Source organism: Chitinivibrionales bacterium (assembly GCA_014728215.1).
Taxonomy (GTDB): domain Bacteria; phylum Fibrobacterota; class Chitinivibrionia; order Chitinivibrionales; family WJKA01; genus WJKA01.
The window spans coordinates 1-26585 of record WJLZ01000077.1 but is presented as its reverse complement, the minus strand read 5'-3'; the positions used below and the strand labels follow the sequence as shown (position 1 = coordinate 26585).

General features: G+C 46.8%; 19 protein-coding genes. 3 read left to right on the top strand and 16 right to left on the bottom strand.

Going from position 1 to position 26585, the window contains the following annotated elements:
- From GF401_05445 to GF401_05415, 7 genes are all read right to left on the bottom strand, one after another.
- A partial coding sequence (locus GF401_05445) for a TIGR03960 family B12-binding radical SAM protein (protein MBD3344488.1) occupies window positions 1-2003 on the bottom strand: 2003 nt, incomplete at its 3' end.
- A 290-nt stretch (window positions 2004-2293) separates the two neighbouring features.
- Window positions 2294-3376 carry a sn-glycerol-3-phosphate ABC transporter ATP-binding protein UgpC gene (gene ugpC, locus GF401_05440; protein ID MBD3344487.1) on the bottom strand — a complete coding sequence of 361 codons (1083 nt, stop codon included), beginning with the start codon at window positions 3374-3376 and terminating at the stop codon, window positions 2294-2296.
- Between the two features lie 13 nt (window positions 3377-3389).
- Window positions 3390-4211 (bottom strand): ABC transporter permease subunit, encoded by an 822-nt coding sequence (locus GF401_05435; GenBank protein MBD3344486.1) that lies wholly within the window; start codon window positions 4209-4211, stop codon window positions 3390-3392.
- Window positions 4212-4231: 20 nt separating this feature from the next.
- Window positions 4232-5185, bottom strand: coding sequence for an ABC transporter permease subunit (locus GF401_05430; GenBank protein ID MBD3344485.1), 954 nt, complete (start codon window positions 5183-5185; stop codon window positions 4232-4234).
- Window positions 5186-5189: 4 nt separating this feature from the next.
- Window positions 5190-6944: an extracellular solute-binding protein gene (locus tag GF401_05425; GenBank protein ID MBD3344484.1), complete on the bottom strand. Its 1755-nt coding sequence runs from the start codon at window positions 6942-6944 to the stop codon at window positions 5190-5192.
- Window positions 6916-7791 carry a tetratricopeptide repeat protein gene (locus tag GF401_05420; protein MBD3344483.1) on the bottom strand — a complete coding sequence of 292 codons (876 nt, stop codon included), beginning with the start codon at window positions 7789-7791 and terminating at the stop codon, window positions 6916-6918. Before GF401_05420 ends, GF401_05425 begins: the two co-directional genes overlap by 29 nt.
- 82 nt (window positions 7792-7873) lie before the next feature.
- Complete coding sequence (locus tag GF401_05415) at window positions 7874-8764, bottom strand: hypothetical protein (GenBank protein MBD3344482.1); 891 nt, start codon at window positions 8762-8764, stop codon at window positions 7874-7876.
- A gap of 51 nt (window positions 8765-8815) precedes the next feature.
- Here GF401_05415 and GF401_05410 point away from each other — a divergent pair, with 51 nt between their 5' ends.
- Window positions 8816-9073 carry a hypothetical protein gene (locus GF401_05410; GenBank protein ID MBD3344481.1) on the top strand — a complete coding sequence of 86 codons (258 nt, stop codon included), beginning with the start codon at window positions 8816-8818 and terminating at the stop codon, window positions 9071-9073.
- A 59-nt stretch (window positions 9074-9132) separates the two neighbouring features.
- Here the strand turns inward: GF401_05410 and GF401_05405 are convergent, their stop codons facing one another.
- From GF401_05405 to GF401_05370, 8 genes are read right to left on the bottom strand one after another with little or no spacing between them, the layout of a single operon-like run.
- Window positions 9133-9921, bottom strand: a complete 789-nt coding sequence (locus tag GF401_05405) for an ATP-binding cassette domain-containing protein (GenBank protein MBD3344480.1) — start codon at window positions 9919-9921, stop codon at window positions 9133-9135.
- Window positions 9922-9933: 12 nt separating this feature from the next.
- Window positions 9934-11949 (bottom strand): peptide transporter, encoded by a 2016-nt coding sequence (locus tag GF401_05400; protein ID MBD3344479.1) that lies wholly within the window; start codon window positions 11947-11949, stop codon window positions 9934-9936.
- A complete protein-coding gene (locus GF401_05395; GenBank protein MBD3344478.1) occupies window positions 11927-16795 on the bottom strand; it encodes an FtsX-like permease family protein in 4869 nt (1622 codons plus the stop codon). The genes GF401_05400 and GF401_05395 overlap by 23 nt, the downstream gene beginning before the upstream one ends.
- Complete coding sequence (locus tag GF401_05390; protein MBD3344477.1) at window positions 16792-17553, bottom strand: ATP-binding cassette domain-containing protein; 762 nt, start codon at window positions 17551-17553, stop codon at window positions 16792-16794. Before GF401_05390 ends, GF401_05395 begins: the two co-directional genes overlap by 4 nt.
- A gap of 4 nt (window positions 17554-17557) precedes the next feature.
- A complete protein-coding gene (locus tag GF401_05385; protein ID MBD3344476.1) occupies window positions 17558-19027 on the bottom strand; it encodes an FtsX-like permease family protein in 1470 nt (489 codons plus the stop codon).
- Between the two features lie 35 nt (window positions 19028-19062).
- Window positions 19063-19482, bottom strand: a complete 420-nt coding sequence (locus GF401_05380; GenBank protein ID MBD3344475.1) for a PqqD family peptide modification chaperone — start codon at window positions 19480-19482, stop codon at window positions 19063-19065.
- Window positions 19469-20323, bottom strand: coding sequence for a hypothetical protein (locus tag GF401_05375; protein ID MBD3344474.1), 855 nt, complete (start codon window positions 20321-20323; stop codon window positions 19469-19471). Before GF401_05375 ends, GF401_05380 begins: the two co-directional genes overlap by 14 nt.
- Complete coding sequence (locus GF401_05370; GenBank protein ID MBD3344473.1) at window positions 20320-22731, bottom strand: hypothetical protein; 2412 nt, start codon at window positions 22729-22731, stop codon at window positions 20320-20322. Before GF401_05370 ends, GF401_05375 begins: the two co-directional genes overlap by 4 nt.
- A 379-nt stretch (window positions 22732-23110) precedes the next feature.
- Here GF401_05370 and GF401_05365 point away from each other — a divergent pair, with 379 nt between their 5' ends.
- Both GF401_05365 and GF401_05360 read left to right on the top strand, forming a co-directional pair.
- Window positions 23111-25228, top strand: a complete 2118-nt coding sequence (locus tag GF401_05365) for a PAS domain S-box protein (GenBank protein ID MBD3344472.1) — start codon at window positions 23111-23113, stop codon at window positions 25226-25228.
- A 218-nt stretch (window positions 25229-25446) separates the two neighbouring features.
- On the top strand, window positions 25447-25833 hold the full coding sequence (locus tag GF401_05360) for a response regulator (GenBank protein MBD3344471.1): 387 nt from the start codon (window positions 25447-25449) through the stop codon (window positions 25831-25833).
- A gap of 276 nt (window positions 25834-26109) precedes the next feature.
- Here the strand turns inward: GF401_05360 and GF401_05355 are convergent.
- The coding region (locus GF401_05355) for a DNRLRE domain-containing protein (protein MBD3344470.1) at window positions 26110-26585 on the bottom strand (476 nt) is incomplete at its 5' end.

Genomic DNA, 26585 nt, shown 5'->3' with positions numbered 1-26585 from the left:
GCCACAAAGGCGCGATGGATACTGTTGACCATGTCCCGGTGGCCAAGGAAACGGACCCGGTCGCCTTTTTTGTAGGTAAAACGATAATAATTAGAGGTTTGTTGAGCCTTCGATACTTCGGCAGGTGATAAAGATGAAGCTGATTTCAGGCCATTGACCGTTGGCCCCTGCTCGCTCTCCTTCCATAGTCCCTCACGCGGCTTTGTACAGGCGCCGCAACTCGTGCAGGAACCGGTCCGGCAGTCGGCGGTCGGCTCACCGACATAAGCTTTCTCTCGTTCGATCTCAAGGAACGCTCTGGTAACCCCCACCGAAATATGATCCCAGGGAAGCGGCTGATTGATATCGATTGCCCGGATGTAGGTATCGAATTTCATTTCGATTTCTTCGGCACATGTGCCCCATCGTGCAAAATCGAAGTATTCATCCCATCCGTCAAAAAGTGCCCCCTCACGCCAGGCAGCCTCAATCAGGTCGCCCACCCGCCGGTCACCCCGGGCCATGATCGTTTCGAGCAGTGTCATCCCGGGATCGCGATAGGAAACCTTGACATTTTTCAGCCCTTTCAGCGCGTTCTGAATCTGCCGCGACTTTCTCTCGAGGTTTTCAATGGAATCCATCGCTTCCCACTGAAAAGGCGTATGTGCCTTGGGAGAAAAGGGCGATATGGCAACATTAACTTTTCGATCCCTGGCACATGCCCTCACCAGACCGCCGATTTGCGAGACCAGATCGACAATCGCCCTGATGTCTTCTTCGGTTTCGGTGGGAAGGCCGATCATGAAATAGAGTTTTATTGTCCGTACACCACGACCGAGTAACAGATCAACGGTCTGCAGGATCGTTTCATTTGTAAAATCTTTGTTGATCCTTTTCCGCAGACGGTAACTTCCGGCTTCAGGTGCAATTGTAAAGGATGAAAAACCGGTGACCGCTTTGAGTGTATCGAGCTGGTGTTCGCTGAGCGCGTCGAGTCTCGTTGAAGGAAAGGACAGTTTAACCCGGGCCCGTTCTTTGAGCGCTCGAGATGATTTCAGAAGCGACGAAAGGGGGCCGTAATCCGCGGTGGAGAGGCTGAGAAGTCCGATATCGCGCCACCCGGTAGCATCCATCGATTTCCCGATCTGCTCGAACAATTCATCGGGGTCCCGCTCCCGCACCGGACGGTAACCGGTTCCTGCCGAACAGAACCGGCATCCGCGGGTACACCCCCGCATCACTTCAACTGCCAGGCGGTGATGGACCACATCGATAAGCGGGACCAGCGGACGGTCGGGATAGGAGTCTCCCTCAAGTCTTCCGATCTTTGCCGCAGAAACAGTTTCTGATCCCGGAATTTCTGGGAGGATAAACCTGCCCTTTTCTGATACCGGGTAGTGAGCGGGAATATAGATACCCTTCACTTTACTCAGCTCGGCAAGCTTTTCGGCTTTAGAAGCCCCCGCTTTTTTTGCGCGCTCCAGGACCCCGCAGATTTGTGTAATTACCTCTTCACCGTCACCAATAACCGCACCATCGATAAATTCGGCCAATGGCTCTGGATTGCCCATGCAAGGCCCGCCGGCAATGACCAGTGGAGCGCTCTCGTCGCGATCGCGACTTCGTACCGGAAGCCCCGCCAGATCAAGCATATTGAGCAGATTGGTATATTGCAACTCGTACTGAACGGTAAAACCGATCCAGTCGGCCCTGCTCAGGGGTGAAAAATATTCTAGGTCATAGAGCGGAATACCCTTATCCCGCATAATTTTCTCAGCATCCTCCCAGGGATGAAATGCCCGGGACATCGCCCAACCGGGGAATTTATTTGCGATATGATACAGAATCTGCGAGCCGTAATGGGACATGCCGATATCATAAACCTCGGGAAAACACAATACACCGTGAAGATCAATTGTATCGGGATCTTTGCGGATAATATTCAGCTCATTACCCACATATCGCATGGGCTTGAGAACATGGGGAAGAAGGACTGTTTTGATTCTCTGCTCAATAATCTGCATTTTAAATTCCGGCTCAGAAAAATTGTGCTCTGTGTAAGATTCTTCAGTTTTGAAAGCTACGAGTAATTCGGCAACTAAAAATGGCGTGTTTCATTCGTGTTTTATGCCGTATTTAAGTGCCGGAATAACAATTAGAACAACCTAAAATACTGCACAGGCTAGTTCGAATTAAAAAAAATATTATTTAAAAATTTTAATTAAGTGAAAATGAAATTGCGCGGGAGAATAAATAAAACCGCGATATCTGTTGGAAACCGTGGTTTGATACTCGTTGGGACTATTTGTCTCTATCAGAGGATAGCTTCTTCGGTTTCACCGTCAAAGAAATACAAATCTTCGGGCCGGGCCGAAAAAACAACATCATCGTTAATACCAAACGGTTCGGCATTCAGAAGTTTGGCGATGAATGTTGTATTGTTTGATGTTGCCACATAGACAAGCAATTCGGAGCCAAGTGGTTCATTGATATCGACATTTCCCTTGAGCTGAAAGCCCTCGGAGATATCCTCGATGTGAAGACTTTCGGGACGGATACCCAGGGTTACAGTCGAGCTTCCGCTCTTTTGAATTTTCTTTAGTTTATCCTCATCCACAGGAACGGTCGAACCATTGAATTCGACTCCCTTTTCCGATACGGTACACTCAAAAAAGTTCAGTGGAGGTGAACCAATGAATCCTGCGACGAATTTATTTGACGGCTGGGCATAAATATCCATGGGTCTGCCCACCTGCTGGATCAGACCGTCTTTCATCACGACAATCCGGTCTCCCATGGTCATGGCTTCAACCTGATCGTGGGTAACGTACACCATGGTGGCATCGAGCCTTTTGTGGAGCTGACAGATTTCCTTTCTCATCTGTACGCGCATTTTGGCGTCGAGATTCGAGAGGGGTTCATCAAAGAGAAACGCCTTGGGTTTCCGCACAATAGCCCGTCCCACCGCGACTCGCTGGCGCTGACCGCCGGACAGAGCTTTTGGTTTCCGGTCGAGATATTCCGAAAGACCAAGTATTTCGGCCGCTTCATTAACCCTTTTCCGGATTTCCTCCTTTGGAAATTTTCTCAATTTCAGACCAAAGGCCATATTCGAAAAAACATCCATATGAGGATAGAGTGCATAATTCTGAAATACCATGGCGATATCACGGTTTTTCGGCGGGATATCGTTCATTCGCTTGCCATCAATATGCAAATCGCCCTCGGTAATTTCTTCAAGGCCGGCTACCATACGAAGGGTGGTCGATTTGCCGCACCCTGAAGGACCAACCAGAACAACAAATTCCTTATCGGAAACGTTAATGTTGAATTTATCCACGGCGATAACACCGCCTTCAAATTCTTTGGTAATTTCTTTTAAAGTAACTTCAGACATTATTGAATACTCCTTAGCCTTTGACGGCTCCTGACGATAAGCCTTTGACAAACAAACGCATCGTGAATACAAAAATCAAAATAAGCGGTATTGATGATATCGCATACCCGGCCATCATCTGGCCCCACAATTTGACATACTCGCCATCCAGTTTGACAAGTCCTGCAGCGAGTGTCAAAAGCGAATCGTCACGAATTAGTACCATCGGCATGATAAAGTCGTTCCATATGCCGATAAATTGCATAATAGCAAGTGTGGATACAATCGACCCCGACATGGGAACAACAATATTCCAAACTTGCATCAATGGTCCGGCGCCGTCAATTTCAGCGGCATCAAATAAATCTTGAGGGATGTCTTCTATGAACTGCCTAAGTATATATATCTGAAGCACCTGCCCGGCGACAAGACCCAGAATAATCAGCGCGAAAAGCGAATTGAGCAGATTGAGCGACTTGATTACCATGAAAAGCGGAATAAGATTGGCCACCGTCGGCATAAGCATCAGAAACAGAAAAAAATACCAGAAAAAATTATGAAACGGCATTCGGTACCGCGCAAAGAAATATGCTGCGGGAATGGTGAAACAGAATGAAAACGCGACGGCGGTTGTGGCCACAAATATCGTATTGAATATGTAATTTTTAACAATTCCCCACGCTACGACCCAATTCTCTAAATGCAAAGGAAAGGTCAAGCCGAACTGATTCTGCATGAACTGACTATTCGACTTGAAACTTATGATAACCATTACATACAAGGGTACAAAAGCCAGTGCGAGAATAAGGATAATTGCGCCGTGCTTGACAGCTTCGCCTGCATTTTCTTTTTTCATGCCGTGGGCCTTCGTATTCCTTATTTTTCTACTCGAACGAATCGATTATTGATCTCTGTAAGTATAAGAATAAAAACAAACAGTAATATCCCGATAGCACATGCGTAGCCAACCCGTTGAAAAGCGAATGCATTGACATACATATACAGTCCCGGCACCAGTGCAATGCCGTTCGGACCGCCTTCAACACCAAACAATACAAGCATTAAGCCATAGGATTTCAACGTACTGATAATAAGCATGACAACATTGATACGGACCTGAGTCATTATTAGCGGAAATTCGATATGCCAGAATTTGCCGAACCAGCCGATACCGTCTATATCCGCAGCCTCATAGACGCTCTTGTCAATCGCCTGAAGACCGGCAAGATAAATCAGGACTCCCACAACACCTACCCAGGGAAAGCCCCAGATTATCAGTGCAGGAATAACAAGCTTTTCGTGACCAAGCCAGACAGGATTCACCCCCTCGACAAATGCACCCCAATTGAAAATGTTATCAAGCCATTGAAGAACATTCATTATCCCCGTACCGTTAAGAATGGTATTGAGAAGTCCGTTATTCGGATCATAGAAAAATTTCCAGACCAAAAGATAAACCATCCACGGAATTATCATAGGAATGACAAATAAAACTTTATAAACATACGCGGCTTTGTCGCTCTTGAGACGATTAATCACCACCGCGGTAAACATCGAGGGTATCAGTTTTATAACATTTGCGGTAACAAGTATAAATATAACCAGAAAGCCTCTTCCCAGAACCGGATCCTTCATTGCTTCTGCAAAATGGCGCAATCCGATAAATTCTTTGATATAATCGCCGTTCCATCTGAAGAATGCATGATACATTCCGCTGGCTGCGGGGAAATATGAAAAGACGGCTACCAGGAGTACACTGGGAAGGATAAGTAAATATAAATACCAGTACAGGGGAAGTTTTCGAAATGAGATCTTCTTTACCGCTGCCATAATATCAATTCCTGCCGGTCTCTGGAAGGTTCGGGAATTCTTTCATGAATGTATTAAAATGCGATGTTTCTTTAACCGATTGTATTCTTTTGTTTTCTTTATGTGTCGTGATATTCACCATATCATACACCGTTCCCTGCAACTTGACCCAGAACGTTGCATACGCTTCATTTTTATATTTCAGGCGTTGAAGCATCCGGGGCTCCTGCGACGGATCATCATTGAATTTCATCATAAGAGAAACATCGGATAAATCGTGCGATGCAGGTACAAGGCTGTTTTTGAAATTGTTCATATGCCCCAGAAAGTCTTTCATCGCATAATCAGGATACCGGTTGGTGAATTTCGTTATATATTCTGAATAATCGATATCACCGCTCTGCAGTTGCCATTCAAGCTGGCCAGCCATCGCCTGCGTCTGTTGCCCTGCATATTTCACACCTTTTCCTGTCGGCAAACCGCGGTAATCGGGTTCAAAAGGCTTGAGAAAATCAACATTCTCCGCGCCCCTTATGGCACAAAGCCAGCCGGCTCTCCTGCAGAATTCTCCAGCAATTTCCTGTGAAGAAAAAAACTTCAAAAAATCCAGCGCGACATCAGGATACTTTGAAAAGCGACACAAACCAAATGGAACGTTATTCCCTTTTCGTGATTCTGCGGTTTTTAATTTTACATATTTGCCATATTTAGGATGATCTCTGGAAACACGAATAAAATCGGTAAATCCTATTACAAAACCCGCATCCTTTGACTGCTGCACCAGTGTGTTGGCATCCCATGAGCCGGCCGCTATCATGAGAGATTTCTGCTGAATGAATGAAAACGCCGCATCCATTCTGCCTTTGGCCATAAATCCCGGCTCAAAATATTGAGAAATTTCATCGGCAATCACCTGTCCAATGGAATCTTCTTTTGCATTAAAACCGACGTCTTTCTCCATCCAGCTCAAAAAGGCTTCATATCCGATATCTTCTTCATAGTCAAAATTGCGATCGATCTTCTGAGCGATATCTTCTACGCCAACCGAACCGGCAAGCCGGCTCATGACTTTCTTTCCCTGATAGCGCGATGACGCTATGGGAAAAATATTGTCGCCTGTTTTTTCCGAATACTCTTTAATCTGTTCGCAGAGATCGATAAGCTCGCGGAAATTCCGGGGCGGCTTGCTCTTTCCGGTGATTTTCTTTAATAACGTTTTATTGTACGCCATGCGCTGAGAGACAGCACTGACCCCGATCGAATAATAATCCAGATTATTCTCATCCCAGTTGAATTCGAGACCATGCTTGAATGTATAAATCCAGGGCATCTCTTTTAATTCGTTATCTGCATTATACGGATTGGGCTTGAAAACCTCTTCGGACAGCGGATAAAAGAATCGGGCATTGACATTTTCACCGGATCCTTTAAACCGTCCGAGCTGAATGAGGTCGGGTGCGGTTCCCCCGATAAGCTGCGTAGTCATAAACTGCTTGTAGGTGCGGTCGTTGATTGCAAGCTGGATTACTTTGTAGTCCGGATGAATTTTTTCGTACTCTTTAATAACCCAGTCGAAAGCTTCCCTGAATCCAGCTTCAAGCTGCCAGTGACTGATACGAATAATTTTCTTGCCGCCCCACTCCATCTCCCGCTTGACAGTAAAAGTATTATATATGGCACTGACATAGGCAACCGCTATAACAAAAAGCCCCACCCCATTGATTACCCGTGAACCTCCGGCTTTCTTTTTTTTATTCATTGGGCTTCTCCTCGGAAACATAGCTGTTCATGATTTCATCGGAGACAATATCTTCGCCGGGAATTTCAGCTCCGAGCGCTTTCAGACGAAGCTGACTGAAGTAAAGACGATTGTCACTTTCGTATTCGGTGACAAGCTTTTTATAATATTTGACCGCAGTTGCCGTATCATTCAAAGCCTCTTCGGACATACGGGCTATCTGATAAACAACGGCGGATTTATACCTGACATTCATTACGCCGATACTGTCCCAGGCGACCAGGTATTGCCTGGCTTTTTCGTATTCTTTGACATTGATGGCCAGATTGGCACAAAAACCCATCATTGTGCCGACCAGTGGATTCTCGGGATACCTGGTGCAATAATTCTGCAGATAATTTATGGCTTCAATGATATAGTCGCGGTCGTGAACATACGATTTTATAAATGCCATTTCAAGCGCTGCTTCGTGAGCTTCATTCGATCCGGCATCATGTGCAAAAATCCACTCGAAATGTTTTTTTGCCGAAGCCGTATCCGGTTCATTGAATCCCATATAAGCTCTTCCCATAAGCAGATACAAATTCGATGAAACCTTATGCGAAGGTCCGATCTCATGGAGAATCTCATTATACATATCTAATGCTTTATCGGGCTTGCCGCCGGGTATCCGGAAATGAACGATCATGGCCTGCCCGATTTTCGCCTGAATCACTTCATCGGGAGATTGACTCTCTTTAATTATCTGGGAAAAGAGCTGATCGGCTTTGTGCCAGTTCTGGTAATTATACTCCCGCCAGGCATCCCCAAGGGTTTCATCGGCCCATAAAGGAAGAGCGCCACTAATAATTAATGTAATAATAAGAATAAATCTGGATGCCACGCACATTCGCTTTGTAACTGTCTGTGAGGATTATCTTTCTACTTAATATTATATAAAATATATATTGTCCTATTTTCTCGCAATTCATCTATTTATTAGAAAGAGTATTTTCCCGATTTTCTCCACTGACCGTATCTTCACTATCACCAATTTCTTCTAATTTCTTTCTATTTCTGATTCTGGTTACAACAAGGCCAACTATAAATAAAAGCATAATTCCGGCCCAGAGCAGATACGTATCGGCAATAATAAATACAAAAGAATACCGTTTTTGAAGGTCCTTTTCCGCAATCTTTTCGAACTCTTTTTCGGTAAGCCCCAGAACACCATACATTCCGCGTTCAAAATCGCCTTTGGGCTTCGCTGCACCAAGTATCTCGGGGATTACTTCCATGCCATAGGTGCGAATGAGCAGTTGCACCGCCTGATGACTTTGACAATAGGCGAGATCGGCCCGGGTTTTTGAAAACATATTTACAGAATCAATATGGTCGAGATCTACAAGGCTACCGGTAAAAATGGCCCTGGAAATGACCACATGCTCGTTGATGGAAAGTTCTCCCGATAAGGACAGGGCAATCCCTTCATGGAACCATCGGGGTATATCCACCGAAGGATACGCCCGTTTCAATAATATATGTACCAGCTCATGATATATGATTTGCGTAAAACTCTGATTCAAAAAGGGTTTTGAATCGACAGGAATAACAATCAGATCATCTCCGACTGCTCCCCCTCCTCCCCATTCAGGCAGAAGCTTTTTCGTTTCGGCGCGGGAACGCTTATTGTAAAACCTGATTACCAAGGGTGAACGATCGATTTCCTGCGAAGGCGCCACCATCTTATATAACTCTGCATACCGCGCCTGGACTTCCAGCCGATTGATATTCGTCGGAGCGGGGCCCTCGAATCGTATAAATCCCGCAAAACAGTAACAGGTCAAAAAGACAATAAAGAGGATTAATTTGTTTATCAGCATATAATTAGCCGCAGGAAACGGTTTTTTCAGGAATTATTGATACCGGACAGTTTGAATAATACATTAAAATACCATTATCCGGTTTTCATGTATAATTCCACACTCCGTTGTTTCGCTGCCTGCAGCTTTATTAAAGACGAAAAGACGATCGATTTTATTGCAGATAATTTACGCCCGAGAGAAAATGAGTGCTCCCCGAAACCATGTGAATTATCGGAGCTGAATGACGGACTTGTGGCTTACTGGTCCTTTGATGACCTGCAAAATGGCATTACTGTCGACAGCTCCGGTAGTTCCCTGACGGTATGATTATCAATGCAACAAGCGTAAAGGCATTGCAGGAAAGACATTTGAATAATATTCTGCCTTCATTTTAAAAGCTCATCCAGATCATCGCCTCCCCCTATCGACGACACCGCGCCTTCATCGATATGAAGATCGTCACGATTGTCGATATGATCGATAGCGCCATCTCTGATCCATACAACCCGGTCGGAATTGGCCAGCATTTTATGGTCGTGGGTTGCGGTAATTATGGTCACGCCCTGGTCCACCGAAAGGCCTTTGAGGATCTTAATAATATCAGCGCCGGTTTTGAAATCGAGGTTTGCCGTGGGCTCATCCGCGAGAATAATCGAGGGTTCATTGACCAGTGCGCGGGCGATGGCGATCCGCTGCTGCTGCCCCCCGGAGACTTCATCGGGACGGTGGTGGAGCCGGTGTCCCAAACCGACTTTCTCCAGAGCGTTTTTCGCAGCTTCATCGGCTTCCTGATCGCTTGCCCCGGTATAGGTATTGGCCAGGGCTACGTTTTTCAATGCAGTCAGTGACGGTATCAGATTATAGGACTGGAAAATATAACCGATATAATTACATCGCACATAGGCAAGCTGCCTACTTGTCAACTTTGTCAGATCGAGCATTCCGATAACCACCCGCCCCCGGCTGGGCTTATCAAGCGCGCCGATCATATTAAAAAGCGTTGTCTTTCCCGAACCCGACGGTCCCATGATCGAGAGATATTCCCCACTGCAAATATCAACGGAAATATCCCTGAGTGCATGGACCTCTTCTCCCCGTAACCTGAAAAGCTTCGAAACATCCTCGACCCCGATCAGCTTCTCCCCCCGCGAATAGATATGTCGATCATCACTCATAAATCAATTCCTTTAAAAGGGCAGCTTAATAACACTCTTTATTAAAAAAGTTACGCCAATACAGAGCGTTGTTAAAAGCCCCATGCCGCAACTGAATCCGGCCATGATTACCGGTATGTACTGTCCCCATCTGAGGCCAAGCTTTTTCTTGAAATAAAACCGCCCGATAAGCGCGCCGATAAACTGTGGAATAATGACATGGGGAAGTGTCTGATTTGAAATACCCCGAACCATTCCATACATGATAAATACCGGCAATCCCAGCACAGTAACGGCTCCAAAGCCGATTGCACCGAAGATAAACCCTATAGCGATATTCAACGGCTCAAATGCCCGTTCAAATAAGGTAAACCCTTCAAGGGTTGAAGAAAACATGAGGCTTTTCATTTCGGCCTGAAGCTCCCACATCCTGTCGGCATAGGGAAACTGCGGTGAAGGTATCGGACCAAGACTCCAGATAAAATTGGCAAAAAACAGGCTGGTGATCAGTATCAGGGGAGTAAAGACCAGAAGCGCTTTCCATTTGCTGACAAATTTCGTACCGGTCAGTTCGGCCTGCCGGTAGCCTACGGTGGCCACTCCGAAATTATCAACGGGAATCGGTAAAAACCAGACAGTGATTCCCTTGAATCCAGAAAGGATAAATGCCGCTTCACGAATAAGCGGCGGGGTAACAACCTCGCCGGTAATTCCCTCCAGCCGTGCGGTCACATAGGAAATAAGAGGCGTATAAACAAAACCAAAGAAAAAGAGTACGGCCATGACTCCCCTGTGCCATTCAATCAGCCAACCCGAAAGAAGAATATAGGCCAGCGTGGTCATGATATACACCACAATGATATAGGGGAAGCGGATATCACCCCGCCCTTCGGGAGCCATCGATTCGAAAACCGGTTTGTCTTTTCCGGTCGTCGAGGCTTTCTTTCTGGCCTCAAGAACCTTCTTTACGGTTGCCAATATGCCGACAATAAACACGGCAATCGTTGTCCCTATAGTAAAACTAAAATAGAAATCGACATTGTTTTTCATGAGAGTCATTATCGTATCATCACCCTGATTCCACTGTGTCAGGACTCCCATGGGATAGAGCACAAAGGGATTGATTATCCAGGTTACCAAAAAACCGGCAGCGCTTCCGACCATGGCCCAGAACGGCAGAACCATACCGAGAATCAGATTAGTCATGTCAAGGGATATTCCGGTAGCGACAGCAGGAAGAAACGAACCGGTTTCCTGTGTATAATCGATAAAGGGGATAGGAAAAATCACCAGCGGACGGTCGAGAATTGCGCCCGAAATTGTGGGAAGACCGAGATAGAGGGCGCCAAAAACCAGCCCCAATGCACCGCCGATAGAAAAGACTCTCCACCGCCAGGACATCTTCGGTTTGTCCTCATCTTCTCCGCCCGAGGACACCTGTTTCTCCTCCTCCTGTTCTTCACTGAGCGCCAAAATTCCCTGGGCGCCTACGTTTGCCATGGGAAAGGGCAATTTTTCGACATCGCTTGCAAGGCGGAACAGACCGTAACCGATTACCGCATTATTGATACGGGACATGAAAACATGAAATGTCACAAGCAATATGGCCGGAATCCATTCGGCCTGAAACAAACTCCTTTTATCAAGCACCTCCCGACTTTTGGGTGCAAACCACGAAGGGATATCATCGGTAATGCCCAGAGAAAGCGCTGCATTCGATTGTTTGAGAAATTGATTCCAGAGAATGCCTTCAAAGGGAAGAAATGCCGCCTGGCCGGCAAGGAAAAAGAGAATATAAATCTCGGCATTTTTCAGGCTTTTGTTTGCCCGTCGGGCCACCTCGATAAACATGATAATGGTTACCCATTGTGATGCCGGACCGATAGAAACACCGGCGAGAAGGTGCAGATATATTGAACCGGGAACCATTACCAGAGCAACAAAAGCTGCGCCGATAAACGAGAGCCAGTTGAATCCCTCTTCAAAATGAGACGGCACCTCCATTAAATGAGGCATGCCGTTATCGTTATTTTTCTTCATCTCCGCCATTTATCAATGCCTGTTCATCATCTTCGTCGGGACCAAGCAATTGCAATGTTTTCATGCGGTATTGTTCGATCCTTACTGAAGATAGTGTTCTCCACAATAAAAACTGTTTTCGCAGTTCACGTATAAAGATTTTATTCGACCGGACCCAGTCGGCGATTGTGCCGCTCCGGTGCTCGGCCGTTATGGTTATTTCATCGATACCTTCTATTTCCGACGGGCTTGCCGTGAGCGTAAAATCCTGGCTGATTCCAAGGTCAAAAGGAGCCAGAGCGCAGTGTGCCGACAAGACCAGATTACCGGTATTTTTTTCTCTGGAAATGGTTACATCAGATGCGGCAAATACACCGATCCCCGCATCTTCATGCTCCCTGAAATGTTCGGCAAGAAAGGATACCACTCCGGTCAGATCATACCGCGACACGGTAAAGGGGAATTTCATTCGTAATACTCTTTCCTCCGGAGCCGGCATTTTCCATCCGCGGTTAATACCGGGATTTGCGCTTTTTGATGCCTGCCAGGCAGGATAAATCGCCGATGCCAGCACGGTTATCATTACCACAACAATGGCGAAAATCGAATTGGAAGATGAAAAATTTATTGATGGCTGGTGAATTAATTCCAGATCGGCCAGAAACGAAGCTCCCAGTGCTATAGCCTGAGCAAGAAGTTGGCCACCCATCCCGCCGACAATTGCATAAATCCCGGCTTCGGCAAGAAAAAGAAAGCCAACATGGCCTGGAGAAAGGCCCAGCGCACTGAACGTGTATATCTCCTTTTCCCGGTCGGCAATACTTCCCAGAAGCGTGCCGAATATAATAAAGCCTCCCAGAAGAACCGGAATCAGTAGTGCAAATGCCCCCTCAACTCCTGTCTGACCGGCAAAAATCAGCCGCTTAATCCCTTCGCTGCTCCGTATCCACACCGGAAGATAGGCCATCTCTGCCAGACGGGACCCTTCATCTGCAATATCGATTTCCTTATCGGGATAGATAACAACTGTATGAAGATTTCCGCCAAGCCGACGAACCAGACTGTCGGATACAATAGCAGTCTGGTTTCCACTCAATCTGACAAAATCCCGCTGTACCAATTCGGCATCGGCTTCTCCGGTACCGGCATCGGTTTTGAGTGTATCGTACCTTTCATCGGCGAAATCCACCGGCAGAACCGAGCGTCCGTCAAGATGCTTTGTTTTTTGCAATTTCCCGATATCAAAGGAACCCGCAAAAATCGTTTTATGGCCGCCAAACCAGATCGAATCGCCGTGGGTAAGATTAATTTCATCGCTGATAAGTGATGGTAAAAATACTCCTCCCTTTTTGAGCATCCTCTGTTTCAGCTCCAGTGAATCGCCACCAAGCACCTCGGCGAGTTGGGGCCATAACTCCAACTCCCGTGAAGCAAGCCCCAAAACCGCATCGACTGTGATTGCACTTCCGTTATCAACTCGCGCAATATCGACCGGCCGCGGATGCGCCTTATCCTTTACTTTCCACCAGTGACCTGCGATAAATCCATTCTTTCCTTCCCGTCCCTTCAGAAGTTCGATAAAATTGCGGGAAAGTTTTGAATAATCGAGTTTACGCATGAAAAATCCACCTGTAACTTCACCGGTCACCGGGCCTTCATAGACAGATTGCACACCGATACTTTTTCCAAAGGAAGCAAAGCATAAAACGGTGAAAGTAAGAATAATGACCGTGATACAGGTCAGCATTGTGCGGGTTGGTCGACGGCGCATGGTCGACATTCCCATACTCATTGCCGCCATCAGGGTGCCCATCCGGGAAGTTTCGGTATTGTGAGCCGCGGTGCTTTGAAGCTGAAATGCCATCAGCTCCGTCTTGAATTTTCGCATCATAATAAAAATGACCAAACTCGACAACACGATTATTACAAAGGCCAGGAATACGATAAGCGGCGTTGAAGCAATGGAAAAACCCGGGTGCATGAAATAAAGCAGTAGAAAGGTAACCAAAAATGCGCCGACAAAACCGGCGATACGCGTATAGATTCCCGTGGCGCAGATAATAAGCCGCTCTATAGCAAAAGCAAAGGGTATGGCAAGAAGCAACAGGACAACGATCGCTTGGATAAGATCGTTCATGATCTCTTTAACCGGCGCATATACCTTCCGGGAAAGGGCCGCACTCTGAGCCATGAGCGTGCGTTCCTTCTTTACCGTAAGGGCTTCATTGGCATTTTCAATAGCCCTTTTGGCCCGGTTGTGAAGCACCTCCAGATCAACGTCGATAACGCCTCTGGATCGCAGAATGCTCAAACGGGTCTCATTTAATCTCCAGAGATCTTCGGCGGTCAGACGATCGATTGGTGGTGGTGAAATGAATGTATCAAAGAACACCCCTTCACCATAGGGAGATTCGGGTGATGCTCCCAGGCAAACGGCTCCAAGTTTCTGAAATAACTTTACCCGGCTCCCGGCGTTGAAACGATGGCAGTAAAATGATGTAAACAGACCGGAACAAACATAAAACACACGATCCTCCCGGTATACGGCATTCGCACTAGCCTTGAGAATCTTTGTATTATTGTAAATTGACCCGGATTTCAGTCCAAGACCGTTTAATGGGCGGGGTACGATATATCCCTGAGCCGGAAAAAGAGAAACCCGATTTATTTTACCCCGCCAGTGTTTATCATTAATAATCGCATGCACCTGCCCGGTCGAATCGAAAAGAGCGGGAACAACCCGCATCTGCTCTTTCTTTTTAACATCAAAAAGGGATGAATGAAATCCCGTTACCTTATAATTGCCGTTGGCATTTACTTTCTGGACAGCAAACCGATTGAAACCCGGTATATGTTCGTAGGGTCCGTGAAGTTCCCACTGGCCGGTGGCACATATGGCAATTATCGCTCCGGCTGCAGGACGGGTTTCGGTCAAACTTCCGGACACCATCCGGCCGGCAAAGAAACCCGAAGGTCGTCCCTTGCTCCACAAAGGAAACTGGTTTTTCGGTTCATTAGTGATCGAAAAGCTCTGAAATGCCTGGGGAAGCGACATGTCTTCGCTGTTTGCAAGAGTAAACAGTAATCGGTGCGCTTCTTCAGCCTGTTGTTCCATCCACCGCCAGTTAAGATGTCTCAAATTATCCGATGGATGTCCTTCACGCAAACGACCATCATGATGAGTCATAAACGAAATATTGTAAAAACCGTTAATTCCCGCCACAATACTTCCACATACGTATTCACCGGGAACATAATCTCCCGTCGAAAGAGGATCAGTAAGGGCACGAGTATTAAACCAGGTCAGTCCGGCAGTGGAAAAGGCGGCGTCCTGCAAGGCAGCCATTACCGGACGGTACCAGCCCGGGTTGTCCCAGTGGCTGCGGGTAAGCCGCTTGGGGTAGAAACGGAACTCCGATTTATCGCCCACAACTGCTCCCCAGAACCGGCTACGATCGGAAAAATTATAACAGGTATGAAGAACAATCCAGTGATTGCCCAAAAGCTCATACAGTTCCTTTTCCTGCCGGTCTATTTTTCTGATAACATCCAGTTCTTCAATACGGCCGGTAACAAACTGTAACGACCGGGATTTGAGTTGGCTGCGAACCTGGGGATCGATTCCCTGAAGAGAAAATTTATTAAGTTTCTCCAGCGCAGTGCTCCATTTGAGTTTCAGTTCGAGTTTTTCGTAATATCCCCATGATGAGTCCGGTGAAGAAAGACCGAGCTTCTTTTCCCGAAGTCGCATTTTCATAATCGCCTGATTTAAATCCGCATAGACAAATTCGGCATTTTTAAAGAATATCTCCTTAACTTCCAGATGCAATTTTCCGTTTTCATCCTGGATCGGTTTGTCGTCCGAAAGCATGCTCTTTAATCGAAGGAGGTATTCATATTCTTCGGTATGATCTCTTGAGAGTTTATCCCTCAGCTCCGTTTTTTTTGTAATCGCATCATAGACGGCACGCATCCCCTGATGGAAATTTGCCTGATTGTCACAGAAAACCAGCGCGAGATCTCTTTTGGGACGATGGGAAACAAAATATTCGGCCGCCTGAAGGAGGGCGGCAACATTCCCGGCACTTCGTGCAGCGGGAGATTTATGCGGTATCTGGCCATAGGAATCATAATTTGCCGAAAGTACCATGAGTTCAGATTGCCCCCGGTCGGCGACGAAATCAGGATTGGTACCCGGTATAAATCCTATGATATTTTCTCCAAGACAATCGGTATAAGAAAGATGGGAATAGAGCACAACTTCATCGTGATTTTTCCTGAAATCGACATGCGCCTGAGCATTCTCATCGGCATAGAGACGGATGAGGTTTGCCGGAAGTCCCATTCGTTTCGATACGGTCGAAGAAGCGCTCGTATCCCCCAGAAAAATAACGGCTTTTGCGCCCATGGAAAATGCTTCGACCCACCGATCTCGGCTTTTATATTCAAAAACAGCAATCGAGTTGTCAAGTTTACGGTTCCAGACACTGTCGGACGAACCATCGCCCATATACACCATTGGCCCCCGGAGGCCCTCGGCGGGGGTTGCAGGAAGAACATGGAGATTCGGCGCCACAGGGAGTAATGCAACCGTTGTATCCCCAACCGATATTTCGCACCTGTCTATTTCAATCTGTACCAGAGGAATAGACACCTTCAGGATTTTTTCAATCCCCGCTTTTCGCAGACGACGTTCGATATACCGTCCGGCAACATGAGCTTCAGGAGTGCCCGAGAGCCGATGGGGTCCTGATGCAAGAGTCGTAATATCAGCATAAAATTTCGATGAGGGTGTTGTTACACGAAAAGTGGAGTCCTGCCCATGAAGCACCATGCCCAGCAAACCCATCAGCAGTAACGCCCTTCGGCAGATCATTTTCTACCTCCGATTTTTCCCAACCGTATATTAATATTCTCACGTCGTTCGACCCGTTCGATTTTGCCGTCACGGATCCACATCATCCGGTCACACACATCAAGCAACCGCAAATCGTGCGTCGCACAGATAACGGTCACCTCTTTTTCTTTGTTAATTTTCCGCATGATCTCCAGTATTTCGGCGCCGGTTTTCAGATCGAGGTTTCCTGTAGGTTCATCGCAGAGCAGAGTTTTGGGGTTATTGCAGAGAGCGCGGGCGATCGCAACGCGTTGTTGTTGCCCCCCCGACATCTCGACAGGCCTGTGCCGCCACCGGTCTGCCAGTCCCACAAGATCCAGCAGTTCCATTCCCCGCCGCCGGGCATCTTCAGGAGTCACTCCGGCAAACGACATGGGCACGGTCACATTCTCGAGCGCAGTCATATATTGTATCAAATTAAACTGCTGGAAAATATATCCGATTTTCCGGCATCGCAGAAAAGCGAGTTCACCGGCATTGAGCTGAGCAATATCAACTTCATCGATAAGCACCCGGCCGCTTGACGGGGAATCGAGTGCGCCGATCATATTGAAAAAAGTCGTCTTTCCGGAACCCGATGGGCCGAGAATTGCAATGAACTCCCCCCGGTAAATAGTAGCATCAACCCCACTGAGCGCATAGGTAATCGCATCACCCATACCATACCTTTTCACGAGATTAATCGTGCGAATGATTACCGCTTTGGCGTCTTTTGCCTGATGTCTGTCTTTGTTCATAAATTCATTCCACCCGCATGGCTTCCATTGGAGCAAGCCGTGAAGCAACCACCGACGGCCAGGTTGCTGCAATCGAAGCGATGATTATCCCCGCCAGAAAGGAGAGTAGATCACTGTAAAAAACATCACCCACCGGAAAGGCTTCAAAAATCAATCCGCCATATTCGATAATACTCCGCATAACGGCAAGGGCAAGACCAATCAATACACCGATAAAACTTCCAACAATACCCTGAAAAAGTGCCTCGAATACAAATTGCAGCATAACGAAATCATCCATAGCACCCAGACATTTCATTGTTGCAATCTCTTTGAAACGTTCGGTTACCGACATGAGCATGGTATTGGTAATGCCCACAATGCATACCAGAAAGGAGACCACGATAAGCCACAATGTCTCATTGTGGAAAGAGAACAACCCCGAACGCTTAACCGGCAGTGTCTTACCCAGTGCCGCCTGCAGTGATTCGTTCCGGCGGTATGTGCCGGACAACTCCTCCAACCGACGGCGGGATAATGAAAACCCGGTCATCTCCTCCGATAAAAAATCCTGCATCCATGCGGCATGGTTTCCTTCACCCAGCCAGTGCATGAAAGTCTGGACATTTACTTTCTGACGCTCAATTCCCATTTTCCGGGCAACGACAGGCTTTACATCCTTTCTGTCGATAATTACCCCGAGCCGCTGCAATTGTATATTGTCGAATGCTTGCTCCTTGAGAATCTCGAATTTTGCATTATCGATACGGTAGCCCTGAGAGCGGAGAAGTCCCACCAGGCTGCTGTCGGCAGTGATAAAAATATCATGCAGCCGCCGGCCGTTAAAATGTTGTTTAAGTGCCGCAATTTTTTGTGATTGCCCCTTGCGAATTCGCCGGGTAAAGGAATAAAAGGATGGATATATTTCGGTAATACAGTGCACAAGGTTTTCGCGGGATTTCAGGGGTGGTTTCAGCTTCATCTCTGAAACTTTGCCCAGAAAGGTTTCTAAATCATCCGGATTTTTCAGCTTCTCACCTAAATTATGGGGAGACTGATCGGCAATAAGGATCGCACGCGCGGTACGGGGAATGGAATTAAAATATTCAACGAACCGGTGGATTGTTCCGGCCTGTTTTTTAAACAAAGCCATTTCATCACTGGAAAACATGCCCCATGTCTTATACTCGGCCATTCGATCGGCATTCTGTGCCACAACATGAGACAGGATTTCTTCGTCGGAATCGGGCGATGACAGCCGGGAAATCCATTCACTGAGCATGCGACTGTCCTTTAATTTACTGTAGGCATAATAATCGGTGTCCCGGGAAATGAGACCGTAATTGAGTATATAGGAGAGAAAAGCCACAGCCAGGGCCAGAATCAGAATACTGATCGCCGACCGGCGCAGCCGGAAATACATACCGCCGATACTGTGCCGAAAACATCGTACCGGACCCAGGCGGACCTGGTTTTTAACGACAATCGGTTTCAAACAGACAACTCCTCATTACTCTTCACCGAAAAAAACTATCCCCCCTGCACTGCATACCTGACAAGCACGAGCATCCCCCGCCGCATCAATTGGCGGACAAATTCCATAACGCTCAACCGGGCCTCGTGAAAGGAAAGAAAATGCCGCTCGGCAAACATTTCGATAATCCGTTCCATGGTTTGTACACCATCACAGGCATCCCATACCTCTTTACCAAGTTCATCAAGTGCAACCCTTCGATACTTTGAAAAGGGCAGTACCCATGATACAGGTGGATGGGTATACCACTTGGTCTTTTTTAACGGCACCTGTAATACCACCGTTTGCCCTCTATCATTTTCCTCAACCGCACTGTTACGGGTAGGAACAGCGCTGAGAATTGCAGGAAGCGAAACAGGAATATCCGGATTAATCATTGTTTGTGTCGATGATTCCAGTTTTTCAACCCCTTCCACAGCATTCCACTTTCATTTTACTGCACTCTACCGGTTTTTTATCATAGGAATCGAGTGTTACATGAAAGATTGTTTCTTTTCTATCGCATATCCAGGCGTAATCACTGGTTACCTTTCGTTTGCCCCTGAGCCACCGGGGTTTAAACACAGATTCGCGAGTTTGGACCTGACAGATTTCATGCCCATTATCTTGTTGGTACACAAGTGCGTCTTTTTTTCGGCCCGTCTCTTTTACAAGGTAATCTCCGATAGTGCCTTTATGACGAAATGGAGCCATGGCCCGCCGTCGGACCGTAATTGATGAACCGTTGCCGCCGAAAACAAAGGTGGTTGCTCCCGGTAAAGCCTCTGTCGAGTGAATCTGCCAATCTGAGGGTGTTTTCATGTCGATTCCAAAGGCGCACCACCGGGTTACGGGGGCATCTGATTTTTGCGAACAACAGCCTTTGAGTACCATCTCCTCCACTCTTTCATCGCAGCCCTCAGGCCAGGAAAAGACCAGATCGAGCCAGCGTTTCGAGCGTGTTTCATAGGAACCGGCCCGGGTAATTGATGCTTCTCCCTGTTTCCGCCGGTACAAGCGCCACGGACCTCTATGGTATATATCGCTTATTACACACGTGGGGTCTTCCTCTTTATCACGGGCCCGGAAATCATCGAAAATCCTCTTTTCGGCAGGACGACGGGCGCACCGGGTCCAGGCAAATTGAAGTCGCTGGTGACGGCGGTCGATAAAAATCAGTTTCCCTCTCCCCCTGTTCACAGAGTGACGGGTTATCTCCCAGTCTTCGGGGACTTCAATGCTCATGCCAAGCCATTCAATGTGTGTTCCCTTAATCATAACGGAAAAATCTCATAAATTTTCGGTATCATTCCGGTTCGGAGAAAGTAGAGTGTACCCACCAGAGTCCAGAAAAAGGCGGCGCAAACTTCACCGGCAATAATGCCGATCATAAGCGGTTTGACCTGACGGTACCCCCGGACTCCCGATAATTTGACTACCCCGGTCTTTACCGCCCAGCCAATTAAAAAGGAAAGTGCTACTTTACATCCAGGCATGGTTCCCCATATCAAAAATGCAACCGGATGAAGCGGCCACCAGGGAAACCGCAACCGCCCGATACTGCATATCAAAACAAGCGCCAGCCCTGCAAGCCCCCAGCCGAGCAATGTGTAATCCGGATTCATATGAAAAAATCGCTCAAACCCGTTGATTTTTACCGATTGCGAAAGTTCGTTATATGCCGAAAGCTCCGATAGATGGTGGGTCAGAAACTTAAAAGGATATTTCGGCACACCGTTAAGCGCCCAGTAATCCTGTGCGTCAAGCCCATTGACATACTGCAATTTCAGTGAGGTTACCAGAGCAACGGCAAAACCGGCCAGGACCATGACGGCGATAAGGGAAATGGATTTATTTGAAGCATATTTCCTGAAACGGCCGGTCGCCATTTCGAGACCGTTTGCCAGAAAGGGCATGAAAGTCTCCCGGGGATCCATGGTAAACATCGCAGCAACGAGCGCCATGAGAATATAGGCCGTCGGACCAATCGCTCCCATACCGAATACCGCCATGAGAATGCCTACCACACCCCAATTGGGTTGAACAAAAAACGCTCCGGTCTCAACGTTGATACGGGTGATAACAAAAAACATCAGAAGTGTAATTGCGATCATGAGCGAACCGAGAACCCAGTCGAGTCCTGCATTATTCAGGAGAATCACCATGCCGATCACCAGAGGGATAAATGCTCGAGATGCCCATATTGCCGAAGGCGGTGTATCGGGGTTGGGCCTGAACCCGAATGTTGAGGATATGACATTCAAATAGTATCGCCGCCCGATAAAAAATGTCATTCCCGCAATGCCGATATAGGAACCGAAACGCATCAACCCCGTATTCGAAGGGTCAAGACTTACGCTGCCGGGCATCATTATGCCCCGGGTAATCATAGAGGCATAAAGACCAAGGAACAGATAATTGGCAATGCCGATACTGAAAGAAACTTCAAGACTTAAAAAGAATGCAAAGGCAATGATGGTAGGATAGATAATCGGCGACGTAATCAGAGTATAGAAATAATCAAATTTTTTTGCATTGGGGAAAACCTGCTCGAGTCCTTTGAATTGAAGTACCCTGGTAATATTAATAAAGGTAAGATCCCAGGCATAGAGACCATTAATTAAATGAAATACAAAGATCGCGATAAATCCGCCCCAGAACACCTGAGATCTAAGAATGGCGGGTTGACTATTGATTTCATCGGTTTGTGTAAATTCCTGGGCAAATCGCGCGATAGGATAGGGCAAAAGCTCACGTTTCCACTGAGGATGAACGATCACAACCATGCACAACGACGCCATTGCCAGAAGCAGGCCTAATCCTCCCCAGAGAAAAATTGAGGGCCACCACGCTTTCCAGGGGATTGAGGTATCCCCCTTTCTTCCCGCTCCGCGGGTCAGACGTTGTAATGCAGGATGAAGAAGATCACCATTTGCAAGAAGAACCCCCTGCCCTTTCGGCGCAGGAGATATGTATTGGGGCAATGCCCGCTGAAGCGCATGCCGGCTGAACCATTTGATTTCCCGCTTTGTTGCGCTGTCCGGTGGAGGTATTGCAAACCTGCCCAGAGAATCGATTGAGGATGATTTTGCCACGATTGTTGATATTAAATCCTTTTCGAGGAGAAGCTCATTGATACTCCTGAGTACCACCTGGCGTTCGGTCGATTCGACCCTCCCCCTTATTATAGCTTCTTTTATAACACTTTCAACGTTTTCGGGAAAAGCTTTTTTCAGGACATACAAAGGACCTTCATCACTTTTCTGTAGATCTTTAATAAATCTGTCCCAGTTTTTGATATGGCCTTCACCCAGTTGCGGATCAACCCCGGGCACGTAGGATATCACATTTGCCGCTTTCCAGGCCGTTTTCGACTGGTACATAGTTTGAGGTTGGGAAACGACCGGAGCGAAATAGCGAAAAAAGCCCGATCCGGGCCATCCGCATACAACTAATCCCAGAGCAATTATTACCAGCATTTCGCGGGAAGAGAGTACTTTTGTTATCTTAATCAGCCGGAGAAGCGGATTTACGAACAAAACCAGAAGCGTTAATCCGCCAAACACTATCACCGGAAAGTGATTACCAATTAAATAGGTCTGGCGAATAACATGATCGTTAAAATAAGTAAACGAAGAAATTACACCGGCAAAGAAAAAACCAATTATAATTGCCCTCAGGGTCACGCTTGTAATTGTATCCTTTTCCTGCTACGTAGAATTATCTGGAAAGAAAATTCAAAGTGTACTGTAATCCTTGGCTAATGAAGGCTTTGGAAGATAATCTGCATTATTTGGAATTCTTAAGCGCTTAGATCGCTTCCTTTATACTATTACCCTGCTAATCTTAAATATAAATCATGTATATTCCTTTCCCCTACCGATATTCAGAGATGTTTTTAGAAAAATTGCGGGCTGTTTTCTATTCTAAGCAAAAACTCTTCGGTTCCTCCTGGTAATATATTTAATGGTATTTAAAATCATTTAATTTTGGATTTTCAATTTTTGATATTGTGACATCAAATTATCTTTCTTATATTAGATATATATTTCATTAAATGAATTCATGTGTACCAGGTATCGTCAAGGAGAATGTTCAATGAATGAGCACCCGATTCCGCCCGATTCTAATGATACACTCCACGCGCGGATTACGCAGCTCGAAAAAGAAAACAGCGCGTATGCCGCAATCAAAGCGGAGCTTAATCGGACCGAACAGCAATATGAAACGCTGGTTCAAACCATTCCCGATATTGTTTATATAATCGATAAGAACGGTCAGTTTTCATTTCTCAATGATTCGGTCCGTCAACTCGGATTTGAACCGGAATCACTTATCGGAAAGCATTTCAGCAGCATTCTCCATCCCAATGATCTCGATTCTGTAAGCAGGAACACCGTTCTTCCTAAATGTAAAGGCAGAATTACCGGTGATGACAAGTCGCCCAAACTTTTTGATGAACGCCGGTCGGGAGAAAGAAAAACCAGGGACCTGGAAGTCCGGGTTCTTACGAATAATATTCTGGGGCTGGAAACCGATGAACTGGTTGTTTTCAGTTTGGTGAGTTCATCGGGGTACTATGCGGAAAATCCCAAAACCAGAAAACGGGAATTTTGCGGAACAATCGGTTCCCTTCGTGACATAACCCATCGTAAGCGGACCGAACGCGCGCTCAAAGAGAGCGAACGGCGGTTCCGGGAAACAGCCGACCTTCTTCCCACGGTGATCTGTGAATTTGACCTCGGTAAACGTCTTACCTATATCAACAAACTCGGCTTTGAGCTGATGGGCTATACCGAAGATGATTTCCAGACGGGAATAATGCTCAACACTGTTATTCATCCTGAGGAACATGAGCGTGTTGACGATTATTTCAAGCGGGTAATTGAAGGAAAGAGTTTTCAGGCCGCCGAATACCGTGTAATCTGTAAAGATGGTTCCGAATTGACTATGCTTATTAATGCATCTGCAATGAAACGGCGAAACAGAGTGGTCGGAGTACGGATCGGGGCGATCAATATCACGGATAAAAAGGAGATGGAAAAGGAGCTTCAAAAGGCACAGATATTGGAATCCCTGGGAATTCTGGCCGGGGGCATAGGGCACGATTTTAATAATATCCTTACAGGAATATACGGAAATGTCCAGCTTGCTCACAAAAAACTCCTCAAGGGAGAGGATATTAAAGGATTTCTGGAAGGAATCGAGAAAGCTTCCGATCGGGCGGTTTCCCTTTCCAGACAGCTCCTGACTTTTTCAAAAGGCGGAGACCCGATCAAAAAAACCGCTTCCATTACCGACATACTCAAGGAAACAGCGGAATTCGGACTCCATGGCTCGAATGTGGGATGTGAGTTCAGAATAGCCGACGGACTATGGCGGTGTAACATGGATGTCAGTCAAATCAGTCAGGTGTTTAACAATCTGGTCATCAATGCGGCACAAGCTATGCCTGAGGGTGGGGCGATAAAAATCGGTGCGGAGAATATCAGAATCGGCCCCGATACCCGGCTCCCACTTAAGGAAGGAAATTATATAAAAGCATGGGTGCAGGATCACGGTATCGGCATCAAAAAAGAAAATATCGAAAAAATATTCGATCCCTATTTTTCCACCAAACAGGAGGGTAGCGGCCTTGGCCTTGCCGTTTCCTATTCGATTATCTCAAAACATGAAGGACTCATTACCGCAGCATCAACCCTGGGAAAAGGTACCACATTCTATATCTATCTCCCGGCAGTCCAGGAAGCGAGCGGTAAAAAATCGATCCCTGGGGAAACTAAAACTGAAGGCAAAGGCAGAGTACTGCTTATGGATGATGATGAAATTGTGAAAATCGTTGGTGAAGAAATACTTACCGACAGCGGGTATCTTGTGGTTACCGCCGAGCGGGGTGAAACCGCAATTAAGCTCTATCAAAACGGTATGGATTCCGGCGCCCCCTTCGATATCGTCATACTCGACCTCACTGTCCCCGGAGGGATGGGCGGGCGAGAGACCATCAAACATCTGCAGTCCATAGACCCGACCGTCACGGCAGTTGTATCCAGCGGCTACTCCGACGATCCGGTAATGGCAAATCCGGAAAATTACGGATTCAGCGGGGTTGTTTCAAAACCCTATAATATCGATGATCTCAATTCGATGTTGAACCGACTGATACAAAAAAAACGGGCATCCTGAGTGGGCGGACTGATACTTTCCTCTGCCGGACTTTTTATCTAAATATCGATAGATTTTTGCATTCTCACAAAGCACCCTCTTAAAATTTACCCACACTAACTATTTGTTTTTATTGAATTTAAGTGGTACCACCTTTTATTTTCACCATTTTTTTTGTATAATGAGGGTGCTTTGCAAATAATCGACTCAACAGGACACTATTAAAGGTACAACTCGCTATGAAAATTTTAGTTGTCGATGATTGCTACTCCCTTCAGGCGCTTATGGAAGATATCCTCACCTTCTTGCATTATGAGGACATCCACTTTGCCGATAATGCGCAGGAAGCACTTGAAAAAATCCCAGTCCTTTCACCCGACTGTATTCTGCTCGATTGGCACATGCCCGATATGAACGGCCTGGAACTCCTGCAACACCTTAAATGTGACATGCATACACGAGATATCCCGGTGATCATGCTTACCGCAGAATCGAAACTGGACAATGTCAAAAAGGCAATCGAGTGCGGGGCTGAAGGCTACATTCTCAAGCCAATCAACGAAGAGCTTCTGCGCATACGGCTTATGGATGTTGAGCGGGAGCATTTTCTGGGATTGAAGAAATAGATACTATTTTTTGGACCGGCGTTAGCATCGATAACAACCATACCCGCCCGGAATCCACGGCCGGATGTTGCGCAGGACCTTCAGAAGAAAAACAGCAACGATCCTAATCCTGCCAATGCAACATTGTGCCCGCGCATTTTTGTCCGCAAAAAGCCCCGCTCCTGCTCCGACCCCAAGGGAACCAGGCTCCATGGTCCCAATGAAATCTATACTAAGTAAATAAAAAAGGCCGCCTTGCGGCAGCCCTTTACTTATAACCTCTCCTGCGGAGTGTGCTTATTGCACAATAACCATTTCGGGCTTATTGGTATTCTCTCTGCTGTGGATTTTCCACTGGCCGTTGCTATCCTGAAGAGCAAACGTTATTTTGCCGCCCTTCTCGGCATTGACCTTTGCGGTTACATCGAATTCAACCCATACATTCTCACCGCTTCCGTTATTCGATGCCAACTGTTCACCGATTGCCGGTGCGGTATTGCAGGTGACCGATGTCTCTCCCCAGGTATCGTTAGCAACAAAAAATACCAACTGATTAAACCGGTTTTGATACCAGTTTTTCGAGACATACATGCGCAATGTTGCCGATGAGACCGATGACACGCCCGAAAGATCGTAGCGCATCAGGATAGTCCAGGCATCATCACCCGATGCGGTCATTTCGACGACATCATAGTTGGTATTCGGGTTTTCCTCACATTCGATCGAAGCATCGGCTTCCGGATTGAGCGTGACCGTGCCGCCGCCACTCGGAG